Origin of the sequence: Halorussus caseinilyticus (assembly GCF_029338395.1) — an archaeon.
GTDB lineage: Archaea > Halobacteriota > Halobacteria > Halobacteriales > Haladaptataceae > Halorussus > Halorussus caseinilyticus.
In genome coordinates, this window is sequence record NZ_CP119809.1 from 495,086 (window position 1) to 519,347 (window position 24,262).

The window sequence follows — 24,262 nt, forward strand, 5'->3', positions numbered from 1 at the left end:
ACATAAAACTACGGTCGCGGGAAAGGGTTATGGTCACCCGGTGGCGACGGTGAGATATGCGCGAGGCCGACGAGACCACCCGCGAGCGAATCGCCGCCCACCTCCGCGAGACGGCCGCTTCGCCCAGTACGCTGGCGGTGGAGTTCGACGTGACGGCGAACGCCGCCATCGACCACGTTCGCCACGTCGCCCAGTCGATTGCCGCTGGCGACGACGAGCAACTGCTGGTCGCGCCCCCGGAGTGCGTCGAGTGCGGATTCAGCGAGTTCGACGACCCCGCGAACCGTCCGTCGCGGTGTCCCGAGTGCAAGAGCGAGTCCGTCGAGGAACCGGAGTTCAGAATCCAGTAGCGGTTTGCGGTCTGCGGTGCCGCGAGTACCGGCAGTTCGACCGCGAGCGAGGGAGCGGAGCGACCGAGCGAGCGGACCAAGGAATCCTCGAAGCCCCGCGTCTCCGACGCGGGGCTGAGGGGGTGACGCCGTGTTTTTGGTCGAGCTTTTGCAAGGGAGGGACGCGTCTGAGTCTGCGACTCAGACGCGACCGACCGCTGGAAAAGGTCGTAGTTCAGTCGAAGCCCAGACTCCGGTTCGAGGAGAGGTCGTACTCCTTCGAGGACCCGACTTCCACGAAGTCGTAGTCGTCGTCGGTGAGGTACACCGCGCCGTCCTCGACGGCCACATCGACTTCTTGGAGGACCGCACCCTCGCAGGGTCCGTAGGTGCAACACCCCGAGTCGTCCTCGAAGAGCGCGCCGTGCTTGCCACAGACCAGTTCGCCGTCGCGCTTGGTCGCGCCGCTTCCCTTATCCAGTCTCACGTCGGTCCAGTGCTGGCAGTAGTTCTCGAACGCCGTCACGTCGCCCTCGTCGGTTTCGGTCAGGATGGCCTCGCGCTCGTCGAAGCCGTCTCGGACCGTGAACAGGAGCGTCGAGTCGTCGGGAACCTCGCTCACGTCGGCGATGCGACTGTCCTCGTCCATCTACCCGGTTCTATCCGACCCGCGCTTTTCAGTGTTCCCATCGCGTCTCCCCGGCGGGCAGGCACGTCGCTGGCGCGGGCGCGCCTCCGGCCCCCAGCGGTCGGCGTCCGCTCACCGGTCGGTCTCGACTTCGGCCAGCAGGTCCCGCAACGCTCGGCGGGCGATTCGGGCCTTGATTTCCCGGCGCGTGCCGTCGAACTCGTAGCGCGAGACCGTCGCGTACGACGCTTGGGTCCCCCAGTCGCCCGCGTAGGCGACCCCGACGAAGACGGTGCCGACTGGTTTCTCGTCGCTCCCGCCGGTGGGTCCCGCGATGCCCGTCGTGGCGACGCCCCACGTCGTCCCCGCGGCGTCCCGGACGCCGCGGGCCATCCGGCGCGCGACGGGTTCGCTAACCGCGCCTCGGTCGTCCAGCACCTCGCGGGCGACGCCGAGTTCCTGCAGTTTGGCGTCGTAGGAGTAGGTGACGAACCCCCGGTCGAAGTATTCGCTGGACCCCGGCACGTCGGTCAGCATCGACCCGACGAGTCCGCCGGTGCAGGACTCGGCGACGGCAACGGTGTGGTCGGCGTCTCGCAGGGCGTCTCCGATTCGCTCCTCGACTGGCGAGTCGTCGGTCATGTCCGAGTCTGAGGGGACCGACTCGGATGAAGGTACGGGAGAGTCGCCGTGGCGAACGCCCCCGCTCGCGAGCGGCCGCTTTCTCTCGCCCGAAAGTCGGATTCGGAAAGTTCGACGAGGCTTAGAGAAATATAATCCGTATTCTAAGAAAGAAAATAATTGCTCTAGAGATTGTATACAATCGTCTCGCGGTTCGGGCCGTCCGCGCGGACGCGCGGACGGCCCTCCGCGGACGACCGGACGGACGAGGCGCACACGCGGCCGGGCGTGGAACGCACGCGGCCGGGCGGGACACGCACGCGGACGGAGAAAGAAAAGTTCAGACGGAGAAGGGAAAACCTTGAGTCGTGGCCGGATAAGGAATCGGACATGACCGAGGACGAACCATGAACAAGGAGGGCCACGTTCTGAACGCAGTGCTGTTGAGCATCGGGTTGGGTTTCGTGTTCCACCCCTCGGCGGACGTGCCGACGCTCCGGGCCATCGCCGAGATGTCGGTGCCGGTCGTACTCGGGGCGTTGTTCCCCGACGTTGACACCGCGTTCGGCAAGCACCGCAAGACGCTCCACAACCTGCCGGTGCTGGCGGTGTTCTACGCCTACCCCGTCTTCTTCGACAACCTCCACTTCGTCTGGATTGGCGTGGCGACTCACTACGTCCTCGACATGTTGGGGAGCAAGCGCGGCATCGCGCTGTTCTACCCCTACACGCAGGAGTACAACCTGCCGGTCGGCGTCCCCGTCTCCAGCAAGTGGGCCACCGGCGTCACCGTCGCAATCTCGGCGCTTGAGGTCCTGCTGGTCGCCGCCGTCGTTCACCTCGAACTGCCGGTTCAGGACCTCTCGACCACCGTGACGGGACTGGTTTAGTAAACGCTCTCGAACCGGTCGTCGTAGGCGATGTGGTCGGGATGGGTGGGTTCCATCCCCGAGAGGAAGAGTCTGTCAATCTTCTCGTAGGAGTTCTCCCACCCGAGGTGGGCGAACTCCGCGGCACACCGCAGGTCGTGGTCCCACCCCGACCTGCGGACGATTCGCCGGGGAACGCCTTCCCTCAGCGCCGCGACCAGTTCGTCCGCGGAGTCGAACGTCCGGTCGAACTCGGTCCACGCTTCGCCGACCGACCCGGCGAGGTGGGCGTACGACGAGGTGAACCCCGGCAGGTCGAACTCGTCGGCGAGTTCCCGCGCCCGCCGGTTGTGGTGGGACCAGTGCTTGGGGTTGTACACCTCCACGGCGTCGATTCGGTCTCGGTAGGCGGCGAGGTCCCCCGCCGAGACGCTGACGTTGAGAAATTCTGGATGGGGCGCGAGTATCGCGGCGTCCTGTCGGTCGAACTCGTCCATCGCGTCGTCGAGGGTGATGAAGTCGGGCACCGGGTCGTCAAGACCCAACGCGAGGAGGTGTCTGCGGTTGCGCCAGTCGCCGGTGAACACCTCGCGGCCGGGGACGACGAGCAAGTCGTCGTCCGAGAAGCGCGCCGCTCGCTCGCGCACGTCCGACAGTCGCGTGAAGTGGGGCGCGTAGACGAGGGCGTCGAGTCCGCGGGCCTTCGCTCTCGTCACTATCCGCTCGTCCAACACTTTCGCGTGGAAGTCCACGCGGAACGACTCGCCTGCGGTCACGTCTGTCTGTTCGTTGCCAGACGCCGCTGTTAACGATTCTGATTCGAGGGCTTCGGTTGCGGAATCGTAGCAAACCATAAGGTGTCGAAGGAAGGACAACGTGTATGGGTGGAACTGACCCCACGCTCCGACCGTTTCTCTGGCGCGCGACCAAACTGTACCCGGACACCGAAATCGTCTCTCGGACCGGACAGGGCATCGAGCGGTACGACTACGCCGAGTTCGAGGACCGCACCGGCCAGTTGGCGAACGCGCTCGACGCGGCCGGAATCGAGTCGGGCGACCGGGTGGCGACGTTCTGCTGGAACCACCACCGCCACTTCGAGACGTACTTCGGCGTGCCCAACTCGGGCGCGCAGTTGCACACCATCAACCCGCTTCTGCCCGACCACCACGTCGAGTACATCGTGGAGAACGCCGCCGACCGACTCGTCTTCGTGGACCCCTCGCTGGTCGAGAAACTAGAGGGTCCGGCCGACTCCGAGTCGTTCGAGAGCGTCGAGCAGTTCGTCGTGATGGGCGAGTCGGTGCCCGACACGTCGCTCGAACCCGTCACCGACTACGAGTCGTTCGTCGGCGGCCGACCCACCGACTACGACTGGCCGGACCTCTCGGGCGACACCAAAGCCGGGATGTGCTACACCTCGGGGACGACGGGCAAGCCGAAAGGCGTCGAGTACACCCAGCAGATGCTCTGGTCGCACACGATGGCGACCCTGACGCCCCAAGGTCTCGAATTCGACGAGTCGGACGTAATCATGCCGGTCGTGCCCATGTTCCACGTTAACGCGTGGGGGATGCCCTACTCGGCGACTGCGGCCGGGGCCAAGCACGTCTATCCCGGTCCCGCGCCGGAACCCGCGGACCTCGCCAAACTCATCGAAGAGGAGGGCGTCACGTTCACCGCGGGCGTCCCGACGGTTTGGCTCGGTCTCCTCGAATATTTGGACGAGAACGACGCCGACCTCTCGTCGCTCGAAACCATCGTCATCGGCGGGAGCGCCGCGCCCGAGGCGGTCATCCGGCGATTCGACGAGGAGTACGACGTGGACGTGCTTCACGCGTGGGGCATGACCGAGACCGCACCCATCGGCACCGTCTCGCACCTCAAACACGAGATGGAGGACTGGGACGCCGACCGGCGCTACGAGAAGCGGGGCAAGCAGGGACTGGTCGTCCCCGGACTGGAGTTCAAGGTCGTGGACGACGACGGGAACGAGGTCCCGTGGAACGGCGAGGACTTCGGCGAGATGTACATCAAAGGACCGTGGGTGACTCAAACCTACTTCGAGCGCCCCGAGGCCAACGAGACCGACTTCGAGGACGGATGGCTCAAGACCGGCGACGTGGTGACAGTCGATACCGACGGCTACGTCAAAATCGTGGACCGCGCGAAGGACGTAATCAAGAGCGGCGGGGAGTGGATTTCCTCGCTCGAACTCGAAAACGCGCTGATGGCCCACGAACAGGTCTCGGAGGCGACGGTCATCGGTGTCCCCCACGAACGCTGGCAGGAGCGACCCGTCGCGTTCGTGGTCCCTGTCGAAGGGACCGACGAGGACGCCCTGCGCGAGACCATCATGGCCGACATCCGCGAGGAGTACCCGCGGTGGTGGGCACCCGACGAACTCGTCTTCATCGACGAGGTGCCAAAGACCGCGACCGGGAAGTTCGACAAGAAGGTCCTGCGCGAGGAGTACAGCGACGAATCGCTGGTCGAAGGGTCGGTTCCGGACGAGGCCGCCCCCGAAGAAGACGAGTGAGAAAGTACGTCTGAAGACGCCTCAGACTGCCTATTTCGACTGACCTCGGCAACCATCTCGGCGCGTGCTGGTCCGACGCTCTGTGCGTCGGACCAACCGCGCGAGGGACGAGGACCGGAGGGAGCGAAGCGACCGAGGACCGCAGGAGGTTGGGGAGGTGTGAGGTCCGCGGTTGCGATGCGGTTGCGATGCGGTTGCGATGCGGTTGCGATGCTGTGCGGCCGCGGTGACTCCGTTGCTCAAGCCTGAAGCTAGCGTCTCGCTGTTTTCCGGTCTCGTTTCTTCTCGACTTGCGACCTCCAGCTCGAATTCTGTCTGCGTCTACCGACCAGCCCCGAAGTATATCCTCACGCAGTCCTTGCATTCCATATGGAACTGCTCGCCGACGACATCGTTCCGGAGTACGCCCGCGAAGTCAAACACGAGGCCCGCGAGTTCGCCGAGGAGTACATCGCGCCCAACGCCGAGGAGCGATTCCGAGAAGCCGAGTATCCCCACGACATCCTCGAAGCGGGCCAAGACGCCGGACTCGTCGCCCAAGACATCGGCGAGGAGTTGGGCGGTCGCGGCCTCGACGTGGTGCAGATGCTCGCCGTCGCCGAGGAGTGGTTTCGCGCGGACGCCGGTATCGCGCTGTCGCTCCAACTCGCCAGTTTCGGCGCGGAGATAGTCGAGAAGTACGGCACCGACGAGCAGAAGGAGGAGTTCCTCCGTCCGGTCGCGGAGGGCGACCAAATCACCGGTCTCGCCGTCTCGGAACCCGACACCGGGAGCGACCTCTCGGGGATGCAGACCACGGCAGAGCGGGACGACGAGACCGACGAGTGGGTGCTGAACGGCGAGAAGTACTGGATAGGCAACGGCGTCGAGGGCGACTGGCTGACCGTCTACGCCAGAACCGGCGACGACGAGGACAACCGCTACGGCAACCACTCGCTGTTCGTCGTCCCCACCGACGCCGAGGGGTACGAGGCCGAACACATCCCCGAGAAGATGGGGATGCGCGCGAGCAAGCAGGCCCACATCGTCTTCGACGACTGCCGGATTCCGGCGGAGAATCTGGTCGGGAGCGAGGGCGCGGGGTTCATGCTACTGGCGGAGTTTTTCAACCACGGCCGGGTGGTCGTGGCGGGCCACGGTCTCGGACTCGCCGCCGCCGCGTTCGAGGAAGCGTGGGAGTTCGTCCACGGCCGCGAGGAGTTCGGCCGCACCATCGCGGACTTTCAGGCGGTCCAACACGGTCTGGCCGACATGCGCACGGAGTTCGAGTCGTCCCGCGCGCTGACGTATCGCGCGGCCGAGAAGGTCCGCGACGGCGACAATCCCGGTCTCTGGGCGGCGATGGCCAAGACGAAGGCCACCGAAACCGCGACCGACTGCGCAGAGCAGGGGATGCAGTTCCACGGCGGGCGCTCGATTCTGACCGACCGCCGCATCGCGCGGGTGTACCGCGACGTGCGCATCCCGGTCGTCTACGAGGGCGCGAACGAGATACAACGAAATCTAGTGTATAGACAATCGTAGATGCGTCTTTAGAATAGCTTTCTCATTCCTAGAGCGTTGACTTCGTTTCCCTACCGGCGGCGTGGGACCGTCGGGGCGACGGACCTCCGGAGTGCGCTCGGCCGACCAACCGCCGTGGGTGAAAGGCCCGACCGCTCGCAGTCGCGGCGCGACTGCGAGCGGTCACGCGACCGGGCGGGAGCTTTCTGCACCGTCGCCCTCACGATACCCGCGGACTTCCCCGCGTTCCCGGCGATAGGAAACGCACGGCTACGCCGTCGAAATCGAAAAGAAGCGGCCGGGAATCGACTCGCGTCGATTCAGTAGAACTCGCGCACGAGGTCCATCGCGTCCTCGGGCGCGCCGTCCGGAATGTCGGCCATGTTCGAGTCGAGACCGTGGAGTTCCGAGTAGGGAACGCTCTCCTCGTTCTGGTAGAGGACGCCCTGATACTCCTTGTCGGCGTCGAGAATCTTCGTCTTCGCCGCGTCTCGGTCGGTCGGGTCGTGGTCCTCCTCGGCGAGGTCCACGATGGAGTCGCGGAAGTAGTCGTAGGTGTCCACGTCGTTGAACGTCACGCACGGACTGAAGACGTTCACGAAGCCGAAGCCGTCGTGTTCGATGGCCTTCTGGACGATTTCGGTGTGGCGCTGGGCGTCCGTCGAGAACGACTGGGCGATGAAGCTACCGCCCGCCGAGAGCGCCAGCGCGAGGGGGTTGACCGGCGGTTGCTTCGGTCCCTCGGGCGTGGTCGAAGTCTCGAAGTCCTCGCGCGAGGTCGGCGAGGCCTGCCCCTTGGTCAGGCCGTAGATGCGGTTGTCCATGACGACGTAGGTCATGTCCACGTTCCGGCGGACCGCGTGGATGAAGTGACCCGCGCCGATGGAGTAACCGTCGCCGTCGCCGCCCGCGACCATCACTTCGAGGTCGGGGTTGGCGAGCTTGACGCCCGTCCCCACGGGGAGCGCGCGGCCGTGGACGCCGTGAAGCGCGTAGCTGTGCATGTAGGTGCCGATTTTGCCGGAACAGCCGATGCCCGCCACGACGAAGGTGTTGTCGGGGTCGTTGCCCGTGTTCGCCAGCGCCTTCATCATGCCGTTCATCGTGCCGAAGTCGCCGCATCCGGGGCACCACGTCGGCTGTTTGTCGGACTTGAAGTCCGTGAATCGAATGTCAGAACTCATGCTGTGACCTCCTCTGCTTGGAGACTCTCTTTGATTTCCTCTGCCAGTTCGTCGGCCTTGAAGCGAACGCCGTTGTACTTGTTCACGCGCTTGACGCGGGTGAGGGCGTCGTGTTCAAGGATGTCGGCGAACTGTCCGTTCGCGTTACACTCGACGACGACTACCTCGTCGGCGGCCTCGATGTCGTCGCTGAGGTCGGGTCGCGGGAAGATGTACGGCACGGAGATGAACCGGACGCTCACGTCGTCTTCTTCGAGGAAGTCGAGGGCTTCGCGCATCGCGCCCTCGTTGGACCCCCACGAGATGACGAGGTTGTCCGACTCTTCGTCGCCGAACTCCCGCGGCGACCAGTCTTCTTCCTCCTGTGCCGTCTGGACCTTCCGGTTTCGCTTGTCCACCTGCTCGATGCGAACGTCGGTGTCCTCGGTCCGACGACCCAGCGAGTTGTGTTCGAGACCCGTGGACATGTGCGCGCCGTCGGTCGTGCCGGGGAGCGCCCGCGGACTGATACCGTCGGCCGTCGGGAAGTGGGGCTGGAACCGGCCCTTCTCGTCGGTCCACGCTTCCACTTCGTCCTCGTCCACGACCTTGCCGCGGTCGATTTCCACGGCGTCCATGTCGAACACTTCGGGTTCGAAGGTCTGCTCGGTGACGGCCATCGAGAGGTCCGCCAGCAGGAAGACGGGCGTCTGGTACTTCTCGGCGAGGTTGAACGCCTCGACGGTCTTCTGGAAACACTCGGCGACGTTGGTCGGCGCGAGGACGAACCGCGGAATCTCGCCGTGGCCGCCGTAGAGGGTCATGTTCAGGTCGCCCTGCTCCTGTTTGGTCGGCATCCCGGTCGAGGGACCCGAGCGCATCACGTCGGCGATGACCAGCGGCGTCTCGCTGGTGGCGACGAGACCGAACGTCTCGGTCATCAGGTCGATGCCCGGCCCGGAGGTAGCGGTCATCGAACGCGCTCCGGCGCGCGCGGCACCCAGCGCCATGTTGATTGCCGAGAGTTCGTCCTCGGCCTGCACGACTTCGCCGCCGTACTGCTCGATGCGTCCCGTCAGATACTCCATCACGTCGGTCGCCGGGGTGATGGGGTATCCGGCGTAGAAGCGACATCCGGCCGCGATTGCGCCCATGCCGATGGCTTCGTCGCCGTTCAGGAGAACGTAGTCGTTGTCGGTGGTGTCGATGTCGTAGTCGAACTCGTGGTCGAACTCCTCGGCCACGAACTCCTGCCCTTTCCGGGCGGCCTCCTTGTTGTTGTCAACGATGGACTCGCCCTTGGTCCCGAACTTCTTCTCCAGCGCGGAGTCGAGGTTCTCGATGGGGAAGTTCGTCACTTCGCAGGCCGCGCCGAGCGCGACGATGTTCTGCATGATGGCTCCGCCCGCCTCCTCCGCGAGACGCTGGAGGGGGACCGACAGACCAATCATGCCCTCGGGAACGTCCACGTCCTGCATCTCGGTGCGCTCGCCGTCGTAGATGATGACGCTCCCTTCGTGGAGTTCGTCGAGGTTCTCCTCGATGGTTCGCTCGGTCAGCGCCACGAGGATGTCGAGTCGGTCCACGACGCTCTCGACCTTGTCGGTCGAGCTTCGAATCTTGTACGCAGTGTAGCCGCCGCGGATTCGGGACGCGAAGTCCTTTGAAGTGAATACGTGTCGTCCTGCACGGGAAAGTGCTTGCGCGAAGATTTTCCCGGTGGAGTCGATGCCATCGCCAGCCTCGCCGCCGATGGCCCAGTTGAGGTCGTCTGGCATTCCTAACTAGCCGGTAACCCACGCCAAATCAAAAGCCTTCTGAAGCGACCCTGTGACGTGGAGAACCGCGGTAATATTTGTCACGTTCTCCCCGGCCAGTCGCAGATTCTTTAGTCGCGCCCCGGCAAGTCACGGCTATGGACGGAACCGAAGTTGCAGTTCGCGGAGTCGAGACAGTCGGAACCGACACGGTTGCGCTGACGCTGGAGACGCCCGAGGGGTTCGACGCGCGTCCGGGCCAGTTCGTGCAACTCGCGGCGACCGTAGACGGCGAGGAGATTACGCGCCACTACACCCTCTCGTCGCCGGACGCCGACCAAACCTTCGAGGTGACGGTCGAAATCGACCCGGAGGGGTCGCTCAGCCCCTATCTCGCCGACCTCGAATCCGGGGATACGGTCGAAGTCGCGGGTCCGTTCGGCGATTCCTTCTACGAGAGCGAGGAGCGCGTCGTCGTTCTCGCGGGCGGGCCGGGCGTCGGTCCTGCGGTCGGCATCGGCGAACGCGCTCACGGCGAGGGGGCCACCGTCACCGTGGTCTACGAGGACGACGAACCGGCCCACGAAGAGCGTCTGACCGCGCTCGCGGAGGCCGGTGCGTCGGTCGTCGTCACCGACGACGTGAGTAGCGAGGACGTACTTGAAATTCTTGCGGACGCGCGAGGCCAGACGTTCATCTACGGCTTCGCCGACTTCCTCGACCGGGCGCACGCCGCACTCGACGCGGCGAACGTGGACGCCGAGGAAGCCAAGTCCGAGAACTTCGGTCCCGCGCCGGACAGCTAGATTCTCCGGTCAGTGTTCCACGAACTCTATCAGGACGCCCCCGGTTGATTTGGGGTGGAGAAAGGCAACGTCGTGGCCCCACGCGCCGGGACGGGGTTCGTCGTCGATGAGTTCGACGCCGTGGTCGCGGGCGGTGTCGAGGGCCGCCTCGATGTCGTCGGTTTCGAGCGCGACGTGGTGGATGCCCGGTCCGTTCGCGTCGAGGTAGCGCGCGACGGTGCCGCCTTCGAGGGGTTCGAGCAACTCGAAGTAGCTGTCGCCGAATTCGAGGAAGACGACCTGCAGGCCGTCGAACTCCTCTTCGTGGACGACGGGCGCGTCGAACAGGTCGGCGTACAGGTCGGCGAGGTCCGCGGCGTCCTCGGTGGCGATTCCAACGTGGTCGATGTGCATGCGCGGGGCTACGGAGGTGTCGGGTTTAGTTTCGACGGTCCGCCGGTGACGTGATTGTCGTGGCGGGATTGGAGTTTGACTGCTCGAGCCAATCAAACGTCACTCGAAGGACGAACGCGACGACGAAGCTAGCTTCAGGCGTGAACCGATGAGGACCGCAACCGCCACCGCACGGCACCGCCCCGCACCTCGAACCTCCCCAACCTCCTCGCTCGCTTCGCTCGCTCGTCCACCGGCAGACAAACCGCGTCTGCCGAGCAGTCGGTCGCTTCGCTCCCGACGACCTCGCGCGGTTGGCGCGGCCACTTGCGGGCCGCGCCAGCGCGCGCCGGAGTGATAGGAAGCCATCTCTCGGGGACAGACATAGAAACGTTATAGACAACTACGTATAGCTTTCACAATCATAAAGTTGTCTCTCGACCGCCGACAGCACTTATCACGCAGTCCGTCGTGGACGTGTTCGTGACGCCGACCGAACTCAGAGCCGCGATTCCGGCGCTCGACCGCACGACCTACCTCAACACCGGGGCCGCCGGGCCGAGTCCGACCCGCGTGGTCGAGGCCGTCGAGGACTGCGTGGAGCGCCACGAGTACGACGCGCCCGCCGAGGAGGGGATGTACCCCTGCGCGTTCGACGTGTTCGACCGGACGCGGGAAGTCGTCGCCGACCACCTCGGCGCGACTGCGGCGGAAGTCGCGCTGACCCAGAGTACCACCGACGGCATCAACCGCGTCGCGGCGGGACTCGACTGGGAGCGCGGCGACACCGTGGTCCGGACGGACCTCGAACACTCGTCGGGCATCCTGCCGTGGAAGCGCCTGAAGCGCCACGGCGTCGAAGTCGAGGTGGTCGAAAGCGACGCTGGTCGCCCCGATACGGACGCGATGGCCGACGCCGTGCGCGGGGCGAAACTCGTCTGCCTGAGTTCGCTGACGTGGAGTCACGGCACGCTCCTGCCCGTCGCCGACGTGGTGGAGATGGCCCACGACGCGGGCGCGCTGGTCCTCGTGGACGCCGTGCAGTGCCCCGGCCAGATGCCGGTGGACGTGTCGGAGTGGGGAGCCGATTTCGTCGCTGGCGCGGGCCACAAGTGGCTACTCGGTCCCTTCGGCGCGGGATTCGTCCACGTCGCCCCCGGCGCGGAGGACCGCCTCGAACCGGCCCACGTCGGCTATCGGAGCGTCGAGGACCCCGACGCCGAGGAGTACGCCTACGAACCCGGCGCGCACAGACTGGAGGTCGGCACCGTCTCGCCCGCGCCCTACGCGGGCCTGCGGGAGGCAATCGAGACCGTCGAGGAAATCGGCTACGACGCGATTCAGCGCCGAATCGAGACGCTGACCGACCGACTGAAGGAGGGCGTCGAGGATTCCGAGAGCGCCCGCCTGCTGAGTCCCCGCGAGTACGAGTCGGGACTGGTGACGTTCGCCGTCGCGGACCCCGACCCCGAGGCGTTCGTGGAGGAGTTGGCCGACGACGGGGTGCGGATTCGGTCGCTCCCGTTCCCCGAGAACGCGGTCCGGGCGTCGGTTCACGCCTTCAACACGGAGGGGGATGTCGAGGAGTTGGTGGGGTGGTTGTGAAAACGGGTTCAGTCGGAAGTTGAGGACGCCGCTCGCCGGGACCAGACGAGAGCAGATTCCTCGGGTTCGGTGACGCGAACCGCGACGTATACCGTCGAGACGATGGCGGCGTACTCGACGACGCCGACGAGCAGGTGTAACTCGGCAGGAACGCTCACCGTGACGACGAACGGCGGTTGGTTCATCGTCGCGTGAAACAGGGCGACCAGCCAGAGATTACCAGTCAACGCGTACACGACGCCGTAGGCGATACCCATGAGCGTCAGTCCGAGGAGTCGAACCGCCAGCGCGGTGCCGACTCCGTGTCCCGACCCGAGAAACCACCGCGGGAGGTGGAAGAGTGCGAACAGGACCGCCGCGACCGCGACGCCGGTGGCGACTGTCCGGCGGGTCTCGCCATCTGCCAGCGCGGTGAACTTCTGCTGGAGGTACGCGCGGAAGACGAGTTCCTCCGGAATCGCGGTGAACAGGAGCGAACTGAGGAGGGCCCCGAGATACAACGCCGGATGAGCGGCGGCTTTCGACCCCGTGGTCTCGAATCCGGAAACGCCACCCAGAGCGAGACCGAACGCGACGAGATTGTACAGCGCCCAGAACGCGACGAGAACCGCAATCGCGGGAACGAGCGTGCGAACCGGCGGGAGTATCGAGCGGGGCGAGATGCCCTCGACCGTGAGCGCTCCGACGCCGAGTCCGACGAGGAAGACGCCCCAAACCATCCCCAAGACGGGGGAGTGCGACGGAGAGACGAGCAACAGTCCGGTCAAGACGGCGATTGTTACGACGTACGTTGCGACGGGAACCACCGACCGACGCTCGAACGTCGGCGGGTTCGTATCAGAACGTAACATCCGGTCGAAGTTCGATGGTTTCAGACAAAATATCTTCTATTTATCGACGAGATAGTGCAAGAATAAGCGGCGAGTTTACACCGCCGCGCCGGGCTTGTACTCCCCGAACGTGTCGCGCATCACGCCGCAGATTTCGCCGACCGTCGCGTAGGCTTTCACCGCGTCGATGATGTAGGGCATCAGGTTCTCCTCGCCCTCGGCGGCGTTCCGTAGCGCGTCGAGTTTCGCCTCGACTGCCTCGTCGTCGCGGTCGGCCTTCACGTCGTTCAGGCGGTCGATTTGGCGCTGTTCGTCCTCCTCGGTGACTTCCTGAATATCGACCTCGGGTTCCTCGTCCACCTCGAACTCGTTGACGCCGACGATGATGCGCTCTTCCTCTTCGATTTCGCGCTGGCGCTCGTAGGCAACGTCCTGAATCTGGCGCTGGACCCACTGGTCCTCGATGGCCTGCAACATTCCGCCCTTCTCGTCGATGGTGTCGAGCAGGTCGAACGCCTCTTCCTCCACGCCGTCGGTCAGACTCTCGACGTAGTAACTCCCCGCGAGGGGGTCGATGGTGTCGGCCGCGCCCGACTCGTGGGCCAGAATCTGTTGGGTCCGCAGGGCGGTCCGGACGCTCTCTTCGGTCGGGAGCGCTAGCGCCTCGTCTTTCCCGTTGGTGTGGAGACTCTGGGTTCCCCCCAGAACCGCCGCGAGCGCCTGATACGCCACGCGGACGATGTTGTTGTCCACCTGCTGGGCGGTCAGCGTCGAACCCGCGGTCTGGGTGTGGAACTTGAGTTGTTTGGACTTAGGGTTCTCCGCGCCGAATCGTTCCTCCATAATCTCGGCCCACATCCGGCGGGCGGCGCGGAACTTCGCCACTTCCTCCAGAATGTTGTTGTGGGCGTTGAAGAAGAACGACAACTGCGGCGCGAAGTCGTCCACGTCGAGACCCGCGTCCGTCGCCGCCTCGACGTACTCGATGCCGTTGCCGAGCGTGAACGCCAACTCTTGGGCGGCGGTCGCGCCCGCCTCCCGGACGTGGTAGCCCGAGATGGAGATGGTGTTGAACTTCGGGGTCTCGGCCGCGCAGAACTCGAAGATGTCGGTGATGATTCGCATCGAGGGTTCCGGCGGGTAGATGTAGGTGTTGCGCGCGACGTACTCCTTCAGGAGGTCGTTCTGGATGGTCCCGCGCAACTCCTCCCTATCGACGCCCTGCTTGTCGCCGACCGCGATGTACATCGCCAGCAGGACCGACGCGGGCGCGTTGATGGTCATCGACGTACTCACTTCGTCCAGCGGGATGCCGTCGAAGACCGTCTCCATGTCGTCGAGCGAGTCGATGGCGACCCCGGACTTGCCCACCTCGCCCACGGCCATCTCGTCGTCGGAGTCGTAGCCCATCTGGGTCGGCAGGTCGAACGCCATCGAGAGACCCGACGACCCGTTCTCGATGAGGTACTCGAATCGCTCGTTGGTCTCCTCGGGCGTCCCGAACCCGGCGTACTGACGCATGGTCCAGAGTCGCCCGCGGTGCATCGTGGAGTACGGGCCGCGGGTGTAGGGTTCCTCGCCGGGGAAGCCCAAGTCCCCGTCGTAGTCGAGGTCGGACACGTCGTCGGGCGTGTAGAGGCGCTTTACCGCTTGGCCGCCCGTGTCCGTGGTGAACTCCTCTTTGCGCTCGCCGAACCGCTCGACCGTGGGACCGACCGTCTCGTCTTCCCACTCCTCGCGTGCCTCGCGTATCTCCTCGAGGTCGTCGGCGTCGAACATTGTCTGAACTGATGGGGTGGTCGGTCTTAACAATTGTCGGATTGCGCTCGGGGAACGTGTGGTTGTAGTTACCAAATATCACTGGAAAGCCGCCCGGCGACCGACGAATAGTTATTTCTGAGACACAAACTCATAAAATTACCAACAGTAGGTTACAACACTAGTAGTAAACGTACCAAAATTATTTAAACCCTATGTTTGTGTAACTCTACCTATGGCGGACGACCAATCCCCCAAATCTGACGGAACAGTTTCAAGACGGCGGTTCGTTCAGGCGGCCGGAGCGACCGGAACGACGCTGACGCTCGCCGGTTGTACCGGCGGCGACGGCGATGATGACGGAACGGCAACCACTACGTCGGGCGGTTCTTCGGGCGGCGGAACCACGACTGTCCAGATGGCGACGGACTCGGACTTGGACGGCATCCAGTCGAAGTTCAACAAGTGGCTCCATCAGGCGGGTCTCTCGAAGGACATCGAAGTCGAAACTATCGCTGGCTCCGACATTACGGGCAAGCGACAGGACAAGTACACCCAGTGGCTCTCCTCGGGCCGAAAGAAGCCCTCGTTGCTGATGATGGACAACGGGTGGACGCTCCCGTTCATCGTGCGCGACCAGTTGCTCAACCTGAGCGAGGAGATTCCGGACACGACCAGCATGGTCGAAGACGAGTACTTCGGTGCGAGCGTGGACACCACGAAGGGACCGAACGGCGACATGTACGCCGTCCCGATGTTCCCGGACCTACCGACGATGCAGTACCGTAAGGACCTCGTGCAGGACGCCGGATACGACACTTCCGACTGGTCCACGAACTCGATGACGTGGAAGCGGTTCTCGGAGATTACCGCCGACGTGAAAGGGCAGAGCGACGTGGACTACGGCTTCACCTTCCAGTTCAAGTCCTACGCGGGACTGTCGTGCTGTACGTTCAACGAGTTCCTCTCCAGTTACGGCGGGGCGTACTTCGGCGAACTCGACAACCTCTTCGGACCGGTCGGCGACCGACCCATCACGGTAGACGAGAAACCCGTCGTGGACTCGCTCCGGATGCTCCGGACGTTCGTCAACGGTGAGGACGACAAGCACGCGCTAGATGGCGTTACGGGCGACATCTCGCCCGAGGCGGTCCTCCAGTGGTCCGAGGAACCGTCTCGCAAGCCGTTCACCAGCGGTAACGCAGTGATGCACCGCAACTGGCCCTACGCGGTCAACACCAGCGGTGCCGAGGAGAACCTCGGCGAGAACCTCGGCGTCATGCCAATCCCCCACGGCGTCTCCCCGGAGAAGGCCAAGTACGAGGGAACCGGCGGCGCAGTCGCCGCCCTCGGCGGATGGCACACCACGGTCAACCCGAACACGACGAAGAAAGAGGCAGCGCTGGAAGTGGTCAAGACGATGACTAGTAAGGACATCCAGTACAAGCTCCTCGAAGAAATCGGCTGGATGCCGCCCCGACCGCCGATGCTGAAGTCTGACAAGGCCAAGAACATCCCCATCATGGGCCGGTACATGGAGACGTTCCGGAAGGTCGGTCAGAACGCGATTCCCCGGCCCGTGACCGCGGTGTGGCCCCAACAGCGGAGCAAAATCGCTCAGGAGGCCAACGCCACCGTCGCCGCGCAGAAGGCCCCCGACAAGGCGATGTCGGACCTGAAGAGTACGCTGAAACAAATCGAGAACAGCGTCTAAGCTACTCACACTATGGCGACTGAACACCCGACAGACGGAACCGACCGCGAGAGCCGTCGGAGCGGCCCGTACGTCCGCGCGATTCGCTGGATGGAGAATCTCGGCGAAACGTCGTTCGCGTACCTGCTGCTCTCGCCAGCGTTGCTCGTCCTCGCCGTCATCGCGTTCTGGCCGTTGCTCCGGACGTTCGAACTCTCGCTCCACGCCGACCAACTCGTCGGCACCGGAACGGTCGGCGAGTTCGTCGGCCTGACGAACTACGTCGAACTACTCACCGGACAGCGCGCCGCGTTACTGGTTCGGCCGTTGCTCCCCACCGTCGTCTGGAGCGGGGACTTCCCCTTCGTTCACGGCATCAAAGAACCGTTCCACGCGGCGCTGACGGTGACGTTCATCTTCACCATCGTGAGCGTCTTCTTCGAGACGCTCATCGGTCTGGGACAGGCGTTGGTGCTGGACCAAGACTTCCGCGGTCGGCGATGGGTGCGAGTCGCCATCATCCTGCCGTGGGCGGTGCCAATCGTGATTCAGGGGATGATTTTCTACCTGCTGTTCCAACCGAACATCGGCTTCCTCGTCGAACCGCTCCAGACTCTCGGGGTCTTCACCAGTACCCCCCTGTCGAACAGCGTCGATTCGATGATTATCCTCGTCTTCGCGGACGTGTGGAAGACTTCGGCGTTCATGGCGTTGCTCATCCTCGCGGGGCTACAGAGCATCGACCGCAACCTCTACGAAGTCGCTCGCGTCTCGGGCGCGACCCGGTGGCAACAGTTCAAGATGATAACGCTACCGCTCATCCTCCCGACGGTGATGGTGGCGATGCTGTTCCGCACCATCGGCGCGCTCCGAATCTACGGTCTCATCGAGACCGTGACGAGTTGTAGCACGGTCCCCTCGCTGTCGTGTCTGGTCGTCTCGTCGTTCAGTTCGCGCCAGTACGGGACCGCCGCCGCAATCGCGTTCATCACGGCGGCGATAATCGCCGTCGCGGTGTCGGTGTACATCGCCAAGTTCGCCGACACGCAGGGAGGTGGCTTCTGATGGCCCAGTCCGACACCGCCGGACTCGACGCGTCGGAGACCGACGCGTCGAAGGGTCCGTTCTCGCGGTGGGCCTCCCGCGCCATCCGGAACCCCGAACGGGTCTACCGGTCGATGTTCTACGTCGTGACCGCGTTCTTCCTGTTCACGACGCTGTTCCCGTTCTACTGGCTGTTGGTGCTTGCGGTGACGCCCAACGAGGCCATCACGAACTTCGGCTTCCCGCCGGTTCCCCACGGCTTCAACCCCGAGGCGTTCGTCACCATCTTCCAGACGGTGCCGTTGCACATCTACGTGCTGAACAGCTTCGTCCTCGGACTGGCGACGACGGTGTTCGTGCTGATAATCTCCAGTCTCGCGGGCTACGTGTTCGGCCGACTCGACTTCCCCGGAAAGGGACCGCTGATGTTGCTCGTCCTCGCGGTGTCGTACTTCCCGCCAGCGGCGTTCCTACTGCCGCTGTTCCGGTTGTTCACGGGGAACGTCACCATCGGCCTGTTCGGGGTCGGGATTTCGAGTCCCAACCTCTACAACACGCCGCTCCCGATGACGTTGCCGTTCACCGCGCTGTTCATGCCCCTGTCCATCTTCATCCTGACGACGTTCTACAGTCAGATTCCGGACGGGTTGGAGGACGCCGCGCGCATCGAGGGGACGACGCGACTCGGCGCGCTGTTCCGGGTCATCATGCCCCTGTCCGCGCCGGGCGTGGCGACGGCGGGCGTGCTGACGTTCATCTCGGTGTACAACGAGTTCTTCTTCTCGTTCCTGATGAACGACGGGCAGGTCGCGAACACGCTCACCGGGTTCTTCTCCTCGCAGAACCACTGGGCACCGCTCGTGCAGGGCATCCTCGCGTATCAGGGACAGTATTCGCAGATGTACAACCTCATGGCCGCGGCGAGCATCGTCGGCGTCCTACCGGTCGCCATCCTCGTCGTGATAGCCCAAGAGAAAATCGTGAGTGGCCTGACGGCAGGAGCGCTCAAGGAGTGATTCCAGATGGGAGACGTTAACCTAGACGACGTGACAAAGGAGTACGGAGACGTTATCGCGGTGAACGAGATGAACCTCGACATAGAGGACGGCGAGTTCGTCACCTTCGTCGGCCCGTCGGGGTGCGGGAAGTCCACGACGCTGGAGACCATCGCCGGACTGACGAAACCCACGTCCGGCACCATCTCCATCGCGGACCGAGACGTGACGACCCTGCCGCCGAAAGACCGGGGGATAGCGATGGTGTTCCAGAACATCGCGCTGTTCCCCCACATGGACGTGTACGACAACATCAGCTTCGGCCTGCGGTTGCGCGACTACCCGAAGGAGGAAATCGACCGGCGGGTCGAACACGCTTCCGACGTGGTGCAACTGGAGGGGATGTTAGACCGGATGCCCGACGAACTCTCGGGCGGCCAGCGCCAGCGCGTGGCGATTGCGCGGGCCATCGTCCGGGAACCCGAGGTGTTCCTGATGGACGAACCGCTGGCGAACTTGGACGCGAAACTCCGGGTCCACATGCGGACGGAACTCCAGCGACTCCACAAGGAGTTGGACACTACCATCATCTACGTCACCCACGACCAAGCCGAGGCGATGACCATGTCCGACCGCATCGCGGTCATCGACGGCGGCGAACTCCAGCAAATCGCGCCGCCGCTGACCTGCTACAACGAACCCGCCAACCTCTTCGTCGCGGGATTCATCGGGTCGCCGAGCATGAACTTCGTGGAGGGAGAAGTCACGTCCGGCGGTCTCTCGACGCCGGACTTCGACGTGGCGTTCGACCCCGACCGACTCTCGGGCGTCGAGGTGGGCGACCACCTGACGCTCGGGGTCCGGCCCGAAGACGTGCATCTCCGCGAGCAGGGCGGCGGGGTCGCTAACCCCACCCAACCCATCGAGGCGCGGACGGACGTGCTGGAACCGATGGGCGACGAGATATTCGTCTACCTCCTCACGGGCGAGCAGTCCGCCGACCGGGGCATGGGCGAGACGGCCGGGACCGACCAGATGCTGATGTCGGTGGACCCGGACGCGGACCTCGACGCCGACGAGTCCGTCGAAGTCGTCCTCGACCGCGAGCGAGTCCACCTGTTCGACACCGCATCGGGCGAGGCCATCACCCACTCGGTGACGGCCGAGACCGGCACCGAGACCGACGAGCAACCGACCGCCGCGGAGGGCGACGACTGACATGGTGTCGGGAACGCTCGTCTACGTCGGCGCGTTCAGTCTGCTGTTCGTCTTCTGGGCGTACGGCATCGTCTCGTTCGCGCTCGACTGCAAGAACAAGTTCCTCCCGGCGCTGGCCCGCCTCGTCGCCAACTGGCGGGCGAGTCGGCGCGAGCGAACGGAAGAATCGGAACGAGAACAGCGCGAACGACAGTTGTACTGACCACAGCGAACCACACGGAAGACAACAATTCGACACACCATGACGAAAGACGCTTCAGAAGAGACGATTCGAGTCGGCATCGTCGGACTCGGCGGCATCGGCCACCACCACGCGGACCGCATCACCGACCTCAGCGAGACGCTCGTCGGCGGCGTGGACGTGAGCGCCGACGCCCGCGACCGGTTCGAGAGTACCTACGGCGTTCCGGCGTTCGAGACGTACGACGCGCTTCACGACGAAGGCATCGACGCGGTTATCGTCACGACGCCCAACAAGTTCCACGAGGAGTACGCGGTGGAGGCGCTGGAATCCGGCGTCGATGTCCTGTTGGAGAAACCCCTCGCCGACACGCTCGAAAGCGCCGAGCGCATCGCCGAGGCGAACCGAGACGCCGACAACTTCTGCATGGTCGGGTTCAACAACCGGTTCAACCCGGCGGTCGAGGTGTTCAAGTCCTATCAGCGACAGGGCAGATTCGGCGACGTGACCCACATCGATGCCAACTGGGTCCGGCGGCGGGGCATCCCCGGTCGCGGGACGTGGTTCACCACCGAGGACGTGTCGGGCGGGGGTGCCCTGCTCGACATCGGGGTCCACGTCATCGACTTGGCGCTCCACTTCCTCGACTTCCCGGAAATCGTCGAAGTGACCGGCGACACCCGGTCGGAGTTCGGTGACCGCGACGACTACACCTACCTCGAAATGTACGGCGAGGACGTATCGGACGCCGAGTTCGACGTGGACGACCACGCCTCGGCCTACGTCCGGACCGCCGACGGCCAGTCCATCTCGCTCGAAATCGCGTGGGCGACCAACCGTCCGCCCACCAACGAGTTCGTCGTACAGGGTACCGAAGGCGGTGCCACCTTCGACCGGGAGACCGGCGACCTGAACTTCCACCTCGTGAGCGACGAGGGCGCGCCCCACGTCGTGAACGCCGACGTGGAGACCCGTTCGAACGACACCCACAAGCGCGAACAGCGGGCGTTCTTCGACGCCGTGCGCGCGGGCGAAGCGCCCGCTCGAAACACCGTCGAGCAAGCGCTGGAAGTCCAGCGCGTCATCGACGCCATCTACCGGTCGGCCGAAACCGGGCGCGCGGTGGCCCTCACCGGGACGGACGCGGCGCGCGAGAAACCGCAGATGCAGTAACCTCGGTACAGTAGCGCAGGGACGGGAACGCGGCGGTCGCCCGTCGTTCGCGTTCGCTTTCCCGGTTCACCCGGTGTCGTACTTGTAAGTCGCGCTGTTGGGGTCGATGCCGAAGTCCTCGGCGGACTCCTCGGGTTCCGGTTCCGCCTCGTGAGGCCGGGCGGTCTTGAACCGCTCGCGGAGGCGGTCGGGCATGACGAACGCCTCGGCGTTCAGAGCCATTCCGACCGCGTTCGGGTCGATGTTGTCGCGTTTGGTTTCGAGGCGCTCGCGGAGTCGGTCGGGCAGATTGCTGGTCTCGACGCCGCGGAAGCCGAACTGCGCGAGGTAGTCGGTCGAACTCGTGAGCGCGTACACTCGCTCGAATCCGTCGTCGCGGGCGTGTTCGACCAGTCGCTCCACGACGTGCGCGCCGACGCCCTGCCCGCGCCACGACCCCAACACGCCGATGCTGGTGAGTTCGCACACCTCGCCGTCGTCGGTCTTGTGGATGCGGATACGACCGAATCCCGCCTTCTCGCCGGAGGTCTCGTCGATTGCGACCACGTAATCGCGGGAGCGGAACGCGGTTTCGTCCAGACCCATCTCCTCGATGTGGTCCAACAGCCAGACTTCCTCCCGATTTTTCGCGTCCCGAACGTACATGGGTGTGAGTTGGTTGTCAGAACGTAAAAAGGTGTGGCGCTCGGTGGAGCGTCCGGCCCTTTCGCCTTCTTCGTTCGCTCCTGTTCCGCGCTCGAATCACGACCGCGGGACGGCGGTTTCCGAAACTTCTTCTCTCGGTTCCCGCCGTCGCGGTCCGGAGCGCAGTCGGGGCCGCGAGGCAATCAGACTACGACCGACGACTGCACTGCCAACGACTGTGACGCTTGAACCAATCAGACTGCACCGCCACCGCGACCACCACAGCGACCGCGACCACCACAGCGACGACTGCGACGGTCCCCGACACCACCCTCTCCGTCCCTACAACCCGCCCGTAACCTCGTCCAGTCGGTTCACGACCTGCTGGAGGTCGGCCTCGTCCTCGATGGCGTCTCGGACTCGCTCTCGCTGGCGGACTTCCGCGGCGCTCGCGCCGTAGGCCCGGACGTACTCCGCGCGGGAGTGTTCGTTGAACGCGTGTCGGATGGCGAAGTAGCCGTCGGGGACGACCGACCCGCAGACCTTGCACTCGCGGCGCTTGTGGTCGGTGGTCTGGTGGACGATGGCTTCCTCTACGTCGTCGAACTCCTCACTGCAACCGTCGATGCCGCACTCCCAGTCTGTCATTACCGGGTGGTCGAATCGCCGCGACAACAACCTTTCGACCGATTTGCTCGGAAGCCTTACCCGAGCAAGTCGGGAACCTCCCGGAGCGACGTGACCGCGAAGTCGGCGCGGTGGGTCGCGACCGACTGGTTCTCGCCGCCTTCGCCCGCGTCCTCGCCGACGTAGACCCCGGTGAATCCGGCTTCTTGGGCGGGAAGTACGTCGCGTTCGAGGTCGTCGGCCACGAAGACGTACTCGTCGGCCGGAATCGCTTCCCTCGCGGCCGCGAAGATTTCCGAGTCCGGCTTGCCAGCGCCGACATCGCCGGAGACGACCACGGCGTCGAAGTCGGCGGCGATGTCGTGGTGGACGAGTTTGCGGCGCTGAGCGCGGGCCGCGCCGTTGGTCAGCACGCCGAGGGCGGTGTCGGCGGCGACCGGCGCGGCCTCACTTCCGGACGGCGAGTCGGGGGCGGGCGAGTCCGCGGACTCGCCCGCCGCGAGCGCGTCCAACGCCTCTCGGACGCCTGATTCGAGAGTGGTCGCCTCGGCCTCGCGTTCGACGTAGGTCTCGGCCAGTGCGTCGGCACTCGGGTCGAGACCGTACTCCGCCCGGAGGTCGGCCATCGCCGCCCGGTAGGGGTCGTCGCGGCACTCGCCGAGATACTCGAAGAACGATTCGGTGTAGAACTCGCACTGCTCTCCGTCGGCGTCGATGCCGTGGTCGGCCAGCGCCGTCTCGAAGAGGCCGAGGAAGTCCTCGGGGAGTTCGACCAGCGTTCCGTCGAGGTCGAAGAAGACTGCTCGCATACCGCGGGGTTCTCGCCCGCCCGCGAAAAAGGCCGGGGGAGCGTGCTATCGCGTGACGGTCGCCCGACGGCGACGAGTATCCGTGCGCGCAGTCCTGCGCGCACGGATACCGCGAGCGCTTGCGAGCGCTTCCGGACGCGAGCGACCCCACAAAGCGTATCCGCGGTAGCGTCGTGCGGTAGTCCATGCATCGACGGGAACTACTGGGGGCCGTCGGACTGGGAGCGACCGGAATCGCGGGGGTCGTCGGGACGCGAGCGACCGGCGCGCAGGAGACGACTACGACCGGAACGACCACCGCCGGAGACGGTTTCACCGGCATCGAGTCGGAATCCGACCGGCCGTTCACCACGATTTCGGTCGGGACTCGCGCGGGCGTCTCGACTCCCGAGAGCCACCGACCCCACCGCGTCCGAGTGTGGAACGACAGCGACGAGTCGCGGACAGTCGGGTTGCGACTGGTTCGGGACGAGTCGGCGGTTCTCGACAGGTCGGTCGAGTTCCCGGCGGACGGATACCTGACGCTCCGACTGCTCGAACCCGCGCGTTACGCGCTGGAACTCCGGCCCGGCGGTGAGGTCGGCGAGACGGCCACGACCGGCGACGCGGGTGGCGCGGGCAGTGGGACCGTCGAGATTTCGCGAGCGCGCTTCGACTGCAACGACTCGCGGACCGACGTGCGAGTCGCGGCCGACGGCGCGGTCCAGACGGCGACGACCACGACGAACGCCGCCTGTCCGCCCGAACTCACCGACCGGACGTTCACCGCGTTCCGGGGGTCCTGCGGGTCGGCCGACGACGCCAGCGTCTCGTTCGCCGAGGAGTCGGTCGCAGTCGATGGGTCGATACAGGTACCGAACCCCTGCTACGGTGCGCGACTCGCCGAGGTTTCGGTCCCCTCGGCAGACACCCTCCGGGTGGCGGTCGCCGCCACGGAACCGACCGCGGGCGTCTGCGTCCAGTGCGTCGGGACCGTCGAGTATCGGACGACCCTCGCGTTCCGCGACCGAGTGCCCGAAACCGTCGAGGTGGTCCACCGGCGCGGCGACGCGTCCGAGACGGTGGCGACGGTCACGCGCGGCGCGGCGACGACGACCGGAGCGAGTTGATAGGGCGGC

At 65.0% G+C, this 24,262-nt stretch carries 24 protein-coding genes; 13 read left to right on the forward strand and 11 right to left on the reverse strand.

The window, feature by feature from the left end; translation table 11 throughout:
* The first annotated feature begins 56 nt into the window (after nt 1-56).
* Nucleotides 57-350 carry a transcriptional regulator gene (locus P2T60_RS02475; protein WP_276280978.1) on the forward strand — a complete coding sequence of 98 codons (294 nt, stop codon included), beginning with the start codon at nt 57-59 and terminating at the stop codon, nt 348-350.
* 214 nt (nt 351-564) lie between these two features.
* Here the strand turns inward: P2T60_RS02475 and P2T60_RS02480 are convergent, their stop codons facing one another.
* Nucleotides 565-978: a Rieske (2Fe-2S) protein gene (locus tag P2T60_RS02480; RefSeq protein WP_276280979.1), complete on the reverse strand. Its 414-nt coding sequence runs from the start codon at nt 976-978 to the stop codon at nt 565-567.
* Nucleotides 979-1,089: 111 nt separating this feature from the next.
* Nucleotides 1,090-1,599, reverse strand: coding sequence for a CinA family protein (locus P2T60_RS02485; RefSeq protein ID WP_276280980.1), 510 nt, complete (start codon nt 1,597-1,599; stop codon nt 1,090-1,092).
* A gap of 386 nt (nt 1,600-1,985) precedes the next feature.
* Here P2T60_RS02485 and P2T60_RS02490 point away from each other — a divergent pair, with 386 nt between their 5' ends.
* Entirely contained in the window at nt 1,986-2,468 is a 483-nt protein-coding gene (locus tag P2T60_RS02490; RefSeq protein WP_276280981.1) for a metal-dependent hydrolase, read from the forward strand.
* Here P2T60_RS02490 and P2T60_RS02495 read toward each other — a convergent pair.
* Nucleotides 2,465-3,223, reverse strand: coding sequence for a PHP-associated domain-containing protein (locus tag P2T60_RS02495; protein ID WP_276280982.1), 759 nt, complete (start codon nt 3,221-3,223; stop codon nt 2,465-2,467). The genes P2T60_RS02490 and P2T60_RS02495 overlap by 4 nt on opposite strands.
* A gap of 104 nt (nt 3,224-3,327) precedes the next feature.
* On the opposite strand from P2T60_RS02495, the gene P2T60_RS02500 reads away from it, so the two are divergent.
* Both P2T60_RS02500 and P2T60_RS02505 read left to right on the forward strand, forming a co-directional pair.
* The gene (locus P2T60_RS02500) at nt 3,328-4,986 is read left to right on the forward strand and encodes a long-chain fatty acid--CoA ligase (RefSeq protein ID WP_276280983.1); all 1,659 of its coding nucleotides are present in this window, start codon (nt 3,328-3,330) and stop codon (nt 4,984-4,986) included.
* Between the two features lie 369 nt (nt 4,987-5,355).
* Nucleotides 5,356-6,510, forward strand: a complete 1,155-nt coding sequence (locus P2T60_RS02505) for an acyl-CoA dehydrogenase family protein (RefSeq protein WP_276280984.1) — start codon at nt 5,356-5,358, stop codon at nt 6,508-6,510.
* 299 nt (nt 6,511-6,809) lie between these two features.
* Here P2T60_RS02505 and P2T60_RS02510 read toward each other — a convergent pair whose 3' ends face one another.
* Nucleotides 6,810-7,673, reverse strand: a complete 864-nt coding sequence (locus tag P2T60_RS02510; protein ID WP_276280985.1) for a 2-oxoacid:ferredoxin oxidoreductase subunit beta — start codon at nt 7,671-7,673, stop codon at nt 6,810-6,812.
* Nucleotides 7,670-9,430: a 2-oxoacid:acceptor oxidoreductase subunit alpha gene (locus P2T60_RS02515; RefSeq protein ID WP_276280986.1), complete on the reverse strand. Its 1,761-nt coding sequence runs from the start codon at nt 9,428-9,430 to the stop codon at nt 7,670-7,672. Before P2T60_RS02515 ends, P2T60_RS02510 begins: the two co-directional genes overlap by 4 nt.
* Nucleotides 9,431-9,567: 137 nt before the next feature.
* Between P2T60_RS02515 and P2T60_RS02520 the strand changes: the two genes are divergently transcribed.
* Nucleotides 9,568-10,215 carry a ferredoxin--NADP reductase gene (locus P2T60_RS02520; protein ID WP_276280987.1) on the forward strand — a complete coding sequence of 216 codons (648 nt, stop codon included), beginning with the start codon at nt 9,568-9,570 and terminating at the stop codon, nt 10,213-10,215.
* 9 nt (nt 10,216-10,224) lie between these two features.
* Here P2T60_RS02520 and mce read toward each other — a convergent pair whose 3' ends face one another.
* Entirely contained in the window at nt 10,225-10,608 is a 384-nt protein-coding gene (mce, locus tag P2T60_RS02525; protein WP_276280988.1) for a methylmalonyl-CoA epimerase, read from the reverse strand.
* A gap of 462 nt (nt 10,609-11,070) precedes the next feature.
* On the opposite strand from mce, the gene P2T60_RS02530 reads away from it, so the two are divergent.
* Nucleotides 11,071-12,192 (forward strand): aminotransferase class V-fold PLP-dependent enzyme, encoded by a 1,122-nt coding sequence (locus tag P2T60_RS02530; RefSeq protein WP_276280989.1) that lies wholly within the window; start codon nt 11,071-11,073, stop codon nt 12,190-12,192.
* A gap of 8 nt (nt 12,193-12,200) precedes the next feature.
* Here the strand turns inward: P2T60_RS02530 and P2T60_RS02535 are convergent, their stop codons facing one another.
* Complete coding sequence (locus P2T60_RS02535; protein WP_276280990.1) at nt 12,201-13,043, reverse strand: CPBP family glutamic-type intramembrane protease; 843 nt, start codon at nt 13,041-13,043, stop codon at nt 12,201-12,203.
* Between the two features lie 75 nt (nt 13,044-13,118).
* A complete protein-coding gene (locus P2T60_RS02540; RefSeq protein WP_276280991.1) occupies nt 13,119-14,801 on the reverse strand; it encodes an acyl-CoA mutase large subunit family protein in 1,683 nt (560 codons plus the stop codon).
* Between the two features lie 214 nt (nt 14,802-15,015).
* Between P2T60_RS02540 and P2T60_RS02545 the strand changes: the two genes are divergently transcribed.
* From P2T60_RS02545 to P2T60_RS02570, 6 genes are read left to right on the forward strand one after another with little or no spacing between them, the layout of a single operon-like run.
* Complete coding sequence (locus P2T60_RS02545) at nt 15,016-16,494, forward strand: extracellular solute-binding protein (RefSeq protein WP_276280992.1); 1,479 nt, start codon at nt 15,016-15,018, stop codon at nt 16,492-16,494.
* Nucleotides 16,495-16,506: 12 nt separating this feature from the next.
* On the forward strand, nt 16,507-17,538 hold the full coding sequence (locus tag P2T60_RS02550) for a carbohydrate ABC transporter permease (RefSeq protein ID WP_276280993.1): 1,032 nt from the start codon (nt 16,507-16,509) through the stop codon (nt 17,536-17,538).
* Nucleotides 17,535-18,533, forward strand: coding sequence for a carbohydrate ABC transporter permease (locus P2T60_RS02555; RefSeq protein WP_382210413.1), 999 nt, complete (start codon nt 17,535-17,537; stop codon nt 18,531-18,533). The genes P2T60_RS02550 and P2T60_RS02555 overlap by 4 nt, the downstream gene beginning before the upstream one ends.
* 6 nt (nt 18,534-18,539) lie before the next feature.
* A complete protein-coding gene (locus P2T60_RS02560) occupies nt 18,540-19,730 on the forward strand; it encodes an ABC transporter ATP-binding protein (RefSeq protein WP_276280995.1) in 1,191 nt (396 codons plus the stop codon).
* A gap of 1 nt (nt 19,731) precedes the next feature.
* Nucleotides 19,732-19,932 (forward strand): DUF8005 family protein, encoded by a 201-nt coding sequence (locus tag P2T60_RS02565; protein ID WP_276280996.1) that lies wholly within the window; start codon nt 19,732-19,734, stop codon nt 19,930-19,932.
* 39 nt (nt 19,933-19,971) lie between these two features.
* Nucleotides 19,972-21,084: a Gfo/Idh/MocA family protein gene (locus tag P2T60_RS02570; RefSeq protein ID WP_276280997.1), complete on the forward strand. Its 1,113-nt coding sequence runs from the start codon at nt 19,972-19,974 to the stop codon at nt 21,082-21,084.
* A 66-nt stretch (nt 21,085-21,150) separates the two neighbouring features.
* On the opposite strand, the gene P2T60_RS02575 is transcribed toward P2T60_RS02570, so the two are convergent.
* From P2T60_RS02575 to P2T60_RS02585, 3 genes are all read right to left on the reverse strand, one after another.
* Nucleotides 21,151-21,729, reverse strand: a complete 579-nt coding sequence (locus P2T60_RS02575; RefSeq protein ID WP_276280998.1) for a GNAT family N-acetyltransferase — start codon at nt 21,727-21,729, stop codon at nt 21,151-21,153.
* Between the two features lie 321 nt (nt 21,730-22,050).
* On the reverse strand, nt 22,051-22,356 hold the full coding sequence (locus P2T60_RS02580) for a DUF7565 family protein (RefSeq protein WP_276280999.1): 306 nt from the start codon (nt 22,354-22,356) through the stop codon (nt 22,051-22,053).
* Between the two features lie 56 nt (nt 22,357-22,412).
* Complete coding sequence (locus tag P2T60_RS02585; RefSeq protein WP_276281000.1) at nt 22,413-23,144, reverse strand: HAD family hydrolase; 732 nt, start codon at nt 23,142-23,144, stop codon at nt 22,413-22,415.
* Nucleotides 23,145-23,329: 185 nt separating this feature from the next.
* On the opposite strand from P2T60_RS02585, the gene P2T60_RS02590 reads away from it, so the two are divergent.
* Nucleotides 23,330-24,253 carry a hypothetical protein gene (locus tag P2T60_RS02590; RefSeq protein ID WP_276281001.1) on the forward strand — a complete coding sequence of 308 codons (924 nt, stop codon included), beginning with the start codon at nt 23,330-23,332 and terminating at the stop codon, nt 24,251-24,253.
* The last annotated feature ends 9 nt before the right edge of the window (nt 24,254-24,262 follow it).